Origin of the sequence: Novosphingobium sp. ERW19, assembly GCF_012641315.1 — a bacterium.
Lineage (GTDB): Bacteria > Pseudomonadota > Alphaproteobacteria > Sphingomonadales > Sphingomonadaceae > Novosphingobium.
The window spans coordinates 194,188-202,069 of sequence record NZ_JABAIC010000009.1 but is presented as its reverse complement, the minus strand read 5'-3'; the positions used below and the strand labels follow the sequence as shown (position 1 = coordinate 202,069).

Genomic DNA, 7,882 nt, shown 5'->3' with positions numbered 1-7,882 from the left:
CGCGCAGGTAGTGCGTCTGCCCCCGAACTTCGGCGGGGTAGAGCCCCCAGACGTCGACCATCCACGCCGCGGCGCCCGCGGGATCGGGCAGGGCAATTTCGATGCTGCGCAGCTTCACTTGGGGTTCTCCTGATCGAATCCGGCAGCCTTGAGGCCTGCAAGCGCGCAGTCCTCGTCACACTCGCCGGTATCGCCGCTGATGCCCACGGCACCAATGATCGCGCCGCCTGTGCGGATCAGCACGCCGCCGGGCGAGAAGGCGATGTTGCCGCCGACGGCCACGCTGACGCTCTGGAAGAAGGCGGGATTGCCCTTGGCGCGTTCTGCCAGGACGCGGGTATCATCGCCCATGCCGAGCGCGCCCATCGCCTTGGCGCGGGCGATGTCATGGCGGAACAGGCTGGCCCCGTCCTCGCGCGCGAAGGCCACCGGATGGCCGCCGGCATCGAGCACGATCACCGCAAGCGGCCTGGCACTGCGCGAGCGCGCCTCTGCCAGTGCGGCGGTGACGATGGTCTGGGCTGCGTTGAGCGTCAGGCTCATGCCGCAATCTCCTGCTTCTGGCGCAGCATCGCATCGCGCAAGGCCAGCAGGTCTGCCGCAGCGCCGGTGCCGAACACATAGTGATCGGGGCGCACCAGCACGGCATCGACATTGCGGTCCACCAGCCAGTTCAGCACCGCGCCGTTGTCGGGCAGATCGCTGGCCACGACAGCGCCGTCCGTGCCGCCGTCGCGCACGAACAGGCGCCAGCCCTGGCCGACGAGATCGTCGAGCTTGCGCCCGTCTGTGAGAATCGGCTGGATGAAGCGCTGGCCTGCGGCAGGCGTGCCCTGCGCCACGAAGCCGGTCGAGATCGCCGGGATCAGGTCTGCCGCGGTCTCGCCTGCCTTCTGCGCCGATTGCGCGCGGATGCTGGCATCGCGCTGCGCCGCCCGGGCCGGATCGAGTTCGCAGATATAGCGCCCTGCCGCCACTGCCGCGCCGATCACGCCGCGCACGTGCGGGTCGCGCTCGGGCTGGTAGGTCGTCAGGATGGCCTCGTCCGCGCCATCGTTGACGATCGCCGCCATCTTCCAGGCAAGGTTGGCCACATCGCGCAGGCCGTGGCACATGCCCTGTCCGAAGAACGGCGGGGTCTGGTGCGCGGCATCGCCGGCCAGGAACACGCGGCCCACCTGCCACTGCTCGGCCACCAGCCCGTGGAAGCGATAGGTGGCGGCGCGCACGACCTTGTGCGGCACATCTTTCATCCAGGCGCCGACCAGGGCCGCGACATTCTCCTCGCGCATCATCTCGGCATCGTCTTCATGCGGCAGGAGCATGAACTCCCAGCGGCGATGGTTGCGACGGCCGGGAACGACCGTGGCGGGCCGGTTGGGATCGCACATCATCACCGACAGGCGCTGCAGGTCCGCACCCTCGGGCACGCCGGTCAGGTCCGGGAAGGTCACCGGCCCTTCCACTTCGGCATCGACCACCAGCCACGGCTCCTCGAAGCCGAGATCGTCGAGCTTGACGCCCAGCGCCTTGCGCACCGGGCTGCGCGAGCCATCGGCAGCAATCACCCAGCGCGCGGTCAGGCTGCGCTGCGTGCCATCCTGCGCGTAGGTCACCGTCACGCCATCCTCATCCTGCGCAAGCGAGGTGAACTCCGCGCCCAGCAGCAGACCAATGCTGCCCCCGATGCGGCTGTTGTCGGCAAATGCCGCGCGCAAGTGCGCCTCGAACTCGGGCTGGTAGAAGAAGTAGTCGTTGGCCCATCCGAACGGGCGCGGCTTGCCGACCGTGCCCATGTAACGGATCACGCCATGATCGGCGCCGACATGGAGGTGCCCGTCGGTCGCCACCATGTCCGGCTCGACCCGGTCGATCACGCCTGCACTCTGGAACAGGCGCATCATCTCGTGGTCGAGATGGACCGCGCGCGGCAGCGGATAGTGCTCGGTCTCCTTCTCGAGCACGACCACCGACAGGCCCTGCCTGCCCAGCAGGTTGGCCGCCATCGCCCCCACCGGGCCGCAACCGATCACGGCAACGTCAAACATCGTCGACATCAGGCGGCAACCTCGGCAGGCGCCTTGTAGAGCGCGCCGCCCTTCATGATCATGACGAGCTTGTCCTTGTCCTGCAGGATCGAGACGTCCTGCGTCGGATCGCCATCGACCAGCAGCAGATCGGCCAGCCAGCCCTGCTTCACCCGGCCAACCTCAAGGTCCATCAGTTCGCCGCCCAGCGCGGTTGCTGCGTGCAGCGCCTCGGCCGGGGTGTAGCCGAAGTGTTCGACGAAGATCTGCAGGTCGCGCGCATTGCGGCCATTGGGATTGAACGGAAAGCCATAGTCGCCGCCGATCAGGATGCGCATGCCCCGGGCCTTGAGCGCAGGCACCAGTTTTGATTCAAGCTCCATCCGCTCGGCCGCGCTTTTCTTCATGTGGCTCATGTCGATGTGCGGCGGCGGCGTGGCTTCCAGCGCGGCGATCGAAACGCCCGGCGATGGTGCGTAGAACGTCGTGTCCCTGGCCGCGATCATCGCGTCGGCTGCCGCCTCGTCGGCGTAAGAAGCGTGGTAGATGATCCGCGCCCCGGCCTTCAGCGCCAGCTCGATCGCCTTGGGATAATAGGCATGGGTGGCGATCCACAGGCCGGCCTCGCGCGCCGCTTCGCCTGCCGCTTCCATCTCCTCGTCGGTATAGAGCACGTCGCCGGCCGAACCGGGCTTCAGGGCATCCTCGCCCGATACCACCAGCTTGAGCGAGCCGATGCCCTGCTCCTTGCAATAGGCCACGAACTTGCGGATCGCCTCGGCCCCGCGCCCGTTGAACACGTCACCGGTGTCGACGCCCTCGGCCCCTTCCGGGCTGCGCTCCAGCGTCGAAGGCACGAGCCGCGGCCCCGGCGTCTCGCCCGCCTCGATCGCCCGCGCCAGCGCAACCTCGATGCCATCCCCCAGCGCGCCTGCCGAATAGGCGCTGGTAAAGCCATGGTCGAGCAGCACCCGCGCATTGCGCCACGCCGCCACCTTCAACTCGTCCTCCGGCAGGATGAACTGGTGATAGATCTTCTCCACCGAAGACCCCCACGTCAAATGCGCATGTGCCTCAACCATGCCCGGCATCAACGTCCGGCCCGCGCCGTCAATCACCACATCGGCAGCAGAAGCGCTCTGCGCGTTTTCGCCTATCGCCGCGATGCGGTCGCCTTCGACCCGCACCCAGCGCTCGCCCTCGAGCAGGTTCTCACCATCGAAAATTCGCACGTTGCGGATGAGCACTGATGACATGGCCTACTCCCGATTCTTGTCGGGAGTGGCTTATGGCCGGAAGCGATATGGGAGAAGTATCAATACCCAATACGGCCATAGTCATGCCTTATGACCTCGCTGCGCAAGCCGGCTATTCCGTGGCCGAAAAAGCCTCCACGAAGCTCTCTGCCAGAGGCGAGAGTGCGCTGTCTGCCGCGACCCGCACACCGATATGCCGGGTAAAGGTGCTGTCCGCGATGTCCACGGCCTTCAGTTCGCCCATTGCCACTTCCGGGCGAACTATGCGCTTTGGCAGGATCGTCACGCGGTCGGTCCGCGACAGGATGGCTTTCGTGGTGAGCAGGGAATCGCAGCGCAGCACATTAGCTGGCGTCGGAATCTCGTTTGCAAGAAACAGGGCATCGATCTGGCGCCGGAAACCGCCGCCTGCGTGTGGCAGGATCCAGGGGAGGTCCACCAGATCGGCGAGACTCGCGTTTTCGAGCACGAACGGATTTTGTGCACTCGCCACCAGGGCGAATGGATCGGATGCCACGGTGAATTCCGAAATTCCGGCAGGCGGCGGTTCGATCTGGGTCGTCACCAGCGCAAGCTCGATTTCCCCCTTGCGCAACATCTCGGTCAGCTCGGCTTCGGTCCGTTCGAGTACCGTCAACTCGAACGTCGGGTGTGATTTCTCCATGCGCGCCAGGGCATGCGGCAGAAGAGTAACAAGGGCGCCTGGCGTGCCCCCGATCCGCAGCGGTCCGGTCATGTTGTTGCGGGCCAGATCCACTGCCCTTCGCGCATCGGCTATAAGTTTCTTCAATGCATCGGCACGACCGCGCAGCGCGTGACCTTCGGTGGTCAGGACCACCCCGCTCGCCGTCCGTTCGAAAAGCGTAACGCCCAATCGCTTCTCGAGTTGGCCGATGGTCAGCGAGATCGACGGCTGAGAGACGTTCATCTGCCGCGCCGCGCCGCTAAGCGTCCCGGCTTCGCAGACGTTGGCAAATGTAATCAAGGCACGGGGGTCTAGTCCGCCGCCATTGCTCAAACTTGTCGTGCTGGTGGTCATGGATCCTCGCCCGATTGTTATGAGGGCAGGATACTGCGCCATCAGGTCATTAGCGAATTGCATCGGGATATGAGTGGTCATAAACTGTACTAATGACAAAGCCCGCCTTGCGGGTCACAATGGTCACAGGCGAGCACAGCGATGCGTTTCCACGGTTTTGATCTCAATCTTCTCGTCGCCCTCGATTCCCTGCTGAAGACCCGCAGCGTCTCGGAAACGGCGCGCGTGCTCAATGTCACGCAGCCCGCGATCAGCATTGCCCTGCGCAAGCTGCGCGACCAGTTCCAGGACGAAATCCTGGTGTCCAACGGGAATGTCATGATCCCGACCGCGCTGGCAGAGGGCATCGCCGAGGAGGTTGCCAAGACCCTGGTCACCTTGCGTGGCATGATCGAGAAGACCAGCGCCTTCGATCCGGCAACGGCAGAGCGCAGCTTCGTCATTCAGGCGTCGGACTTCGTGATCGAAACGGTCATGGCCGATGCGCTTCGCCATCTTGAAGAAGAGGCGCCGGGCATTCGGGTCAAGGTTTTGCCACCGGTTCAGGAATCCTGGCTGCCGCTTGAACAGGGTGAGGTCGATCTTTCTATCCTGCCCAAGCAATTGCTGGGACCAGACCATCCTACGCAGTTCCTCATGCGGGAGAAAATGGTCCTGATAGGATGCCGGGACAATTCCCTTCTCAACCGCCCTCTGTCTGAGCCGGATCTGGACAGCGCGAGCTTCGTGGCTGCGTTTTTCCGCGGCAGCGTGAAGGCACGCTCCGGCTTTGGCGGCTTGATGAGCGCAAGGCGCGTCACTGAGTCGACCATCGTAGTCGCCAATTTTGCCAGCATCCCGACCTTGCTCTTGGGCACCGACCGACTTTCCATTGTTCCGCAAAGCCTGGCGCGGCGCTTCTGCAATCATTTCCCGTTGCAAATCAAACCCGTGCCCGGTGATACGATCCACATCGAGGAACATGTGCAATACCATAGGACCCGCCAGAATGACGCCGGGCTGCAATGGTTGATATCGAAGTTTCTTGAACAAGCGGCAGCGAACGCCTTGTGATCCCCGCGAACGCCTCGTGATCCTCTCCGAATCGCCCGGGCATCAGGTTTGCTTATGAGGCTCTAATCAAACTGTTCTTCCAGCCTTTGGGCTCATGCGTCATTGCCCCACCAGACCCGCTGAGACGGGACTGGAAACGCATTTGGGGAGTGAAGCATGAAGCGCACGATTTTTGCGATTGCAACTGGCGTCAGCGCCGTTGCCATGGCAGCACCGGCCTTGGCGCAGGAAGCGGCTGCTGAAGCCGCAGAAGCTGCCGCTGAAGGCAGCAATCAAGGCGGTCTTGCCGAAATCGTCGTGACGGCAGAGCGCCGTGCAGAATCGCTGCAGAAAACAGCACTGGCTGTTACTGCCGTAACGGGTGACACGCTGATAAACGCCGGCGTCAGTGAAGCCACGGGCCTTGCCAAAATTGTTCCTGCATTGTCGATCCAGCCGTCGGGCGGTTCGAGCACCAGCTTCTTCCTGCGCGGCGTCGGCACGCAGTCGGGCAACTCGTTTGCAGAAAATGCGGTTTCATTCAATTTCAACGGCGTCTTTGTAGGTCGTCCTACCGCTCCTGCAGGCACCTTCTATGATCTGCAGCGCGTGGAAGTGGTCAAAGGGCCGCAAGGCACGCTCTATGGCCGCAATGCCACCGGCGGTGCGATCAACGTCCTGCCCATGCGGCCCAAGCTTGGCGAGTTCTCCGGCGACGTGACGCTTGAATACGGCAACTACGACGCCAAGAAGGGCATGGGCGCCATCAACCTGCCCATCGGCGAAACCGTTGCCCTGCGCCTTGCGACGCAGATCGTTGACCGCGACGGCTATCTCTCGGACAATTATGACGACGAACGCGGCGAGGCAGCGCGCGCTTCGCTGCTGATCAAGCCGGACAACCAGTGGTCGATGCTGCTGGTGGCCGATTACTACAACCAGCATGGCAAGGGGCCGGGCAACGTTCTGATCCCCACCGCGACTTTTGCCGCTCCGCCGCTGTCTGACCGTATCGGAGGATCGGATCCCATCGCCGTGGCCGCTGCCGGTGTTGCTGCGCGAACGCTTCCGGGCAATCCGTTCTGCGGCGGTTTCGGAAACCTCGTGAATAGCGGCTGCGTCTATACGCCCCGCAACGATGGCTATCTGAACAACGAGTTCTGGGGCGTCAGCGCCACCGTCGAAGGGGACCTCGGCTTCGCCGACCTGACCGTCATTCCGGCCTATCGCAGCACGAAGACCGACTTCCGCACGTATCTTCCCGGCTTCCTCGGGGAAATCCAGGACAGCGCCGATCAGATGTCGGTCGAGGTTCGGATTTCTTCGAAGGCCGACCAGCGCCTGCGCTATGTTCTGGGTGGCTTCTATTTCTGGGAAGATCAGGCCGCGCTGAACTATTTCGCGCAGGGCGATCTGTCGACGGCGCGTTTCAATCCGAAGCTCAAGACGGAATCGCGCGCGGTGTTCGGTCAGTTGACCTTCGATGTTACCGACACCTTCCGCCTTGTGGCCGGTGGCCGCTACACCAAGGAAGACAAGACCCAGCTCACCTCGTCGGTTTCGGGCGGACGGCCTGGGCCGGTCAATCCTCCGCTGGGGGCACCTTTCCCTGGTGCGCTGTCATTCGAGAAATTCACCTGGAAGGCGGGCGTCGAATGGGATGCAGGCCCGGCCTCGCTGGTCTATGCCAACGTGGCGACCGGCTTCAAGACCGGTGGCTTCTTCGTCGCAAGCCCGCCGGACAACACCTTCGCTCCCGAAGAGCTGACCGCCTACACGATCGGCACCAAGAACCGCTTCATGAACAACCGCCTGCAGGTGAACCTCGAGGCATTCTACTGGGATTACACCGACCAGCAGGTCACCTTCGTCGGTGGCGTTCGTACCGGTACCGGTCTGTTCGCCAATGGCGGCGTGACCGTAAATGCAGGCAAGTCGCGGATCTACGGTGCCGAACTCGAAATGGCCTTCGCGCTGACGCCGAACGACCGCTTCAATGCCAATGTCCAGTACCTCAACGGCAAGTACAACTCGCTCAAGACCGCCAACTTCTCCGGCCCTGGCAATCCCATTCCGACAGGTTGCGTGGTGACCGGTTCGCGTCTTGCCAACCCGGGCGTGAACAACGCGCGTTTCTTCGACACCGATTGCTCGGGCAAGCCGACGGTGCAGTCGCCGAAGTGGGTGGCAAACCTGGGCTACGAACACACGTTCGAGCTTGGCGGTGACATGAACCTTGTTGCTGGTGCCCGCACCAACATCTCGTCGAGCTTCTTCCTGAACGTCAACTTCCAGGAGAACGAGCGCCAGAAGGCCTTCATGACCTCGGATGCCTACCTGACGCTCAATGGCTCTGATGATCGCTGGAGCCTCACCGGGTTCATCAACAATATCGAAAACGAAGTGATCTTCGCCCGGGCAGGCAATCGCCCGATCTTGAACGTTTCCTACGCCACGCTGCGTGCGCCGCGTACGTATGGCGCGCGTATCGGGTATCGTTTCTGATACCTTGATCGCCCACAGATGGG

General features: G+C 63.2%; 6 protein-coding genes. 2 read left to right on the top strand and 4 right to left on the bottom strand.

All coding sequences use genetic code 11. The features are described from left to right. Positions 1-114: 114 nt before the first annotated feature. The 4 genes from HGI46_RS17220 to HGI46_RS17205 form a co-directional block, all read right to left on the bottom strand. Positions 115-543 carry a heme-binding protein gene (locus tag HGI46_RS17220; protein ID WP_168905230.1) on the bottom strand — a complete coding sequence of 143 codons (429 nt, stop codon included), beginning with the start codon at positions 541-543 and terminating at the stop codon, positions 115-117. Beyond that, entirely contained in the window at positions 540-2,048 is a 1,509-nt protein-coding gene (locus HGI46_RS17215) for a bifunctional 3-(3-hydroxy-phenyl)propionate/3-hydroxycinnamic acid hydroxylase (RefSeq protein ID WP_168905244.1), read from the bottom strand. Before HGI46_RS17215 ends, HGI46_RS17220 begins: the two co-directional genes overlap by 4 nt. Before the next feature lie 8 nt (positions 2,049-2,056). Further along, positions 2,057-3,283, bottom strand: a complete 1,227-nt coding sequence (locus HGI46_RS17210) for an amidohydrolase family protein (protein WP_168905229.1) — start codon at positions 3,281-3,283, stop codon at positions 2,057-2,059. Between the two features lie 112 nt (positions 3,284-3,395). After that, positions 3,396-4,322: a LysR family transcriptional regulator gene (locus HGI46_RS17205; RefSeq protein ID WP_168905228.1), complete on the bottom strand. Its 927-nt coding sequence runs from the start codon at positions 4,320-4,322 to the stop codon at positions 3,396-3,398. A gap of 141 nt (positions 4,323-4,463) precedes the next feature. Here HGI46_RS17205 and HGI46_RS17200 point away from each other — a divergent pair, with 141 nt between their 5' ends. After that, positions 4,464-5,375 (top strand): LysR family transcriptional regulator, encoded by a 912-nt coding sequence (locus HGI46_RS17200; protein ID WP_168905227.1) that lies wholly within the window; start codon positions 4,464-4,466, stop codon positions 5,373-5,375. Between the two features lie 156 nt (positions 5,376-5,531). Further along, positions 5,532-7,859, top strand: a complete 2,328-nt coding sequence (locus HGI46_RS17195) for a TonB-dependent receptor (protein ID WP_168905226.1) — start codon at positions 5,532-5,534, stop codon at positions 7,857-7,859. Positions 7,860-7,882 lie beyond the last annotated feature (23 nt).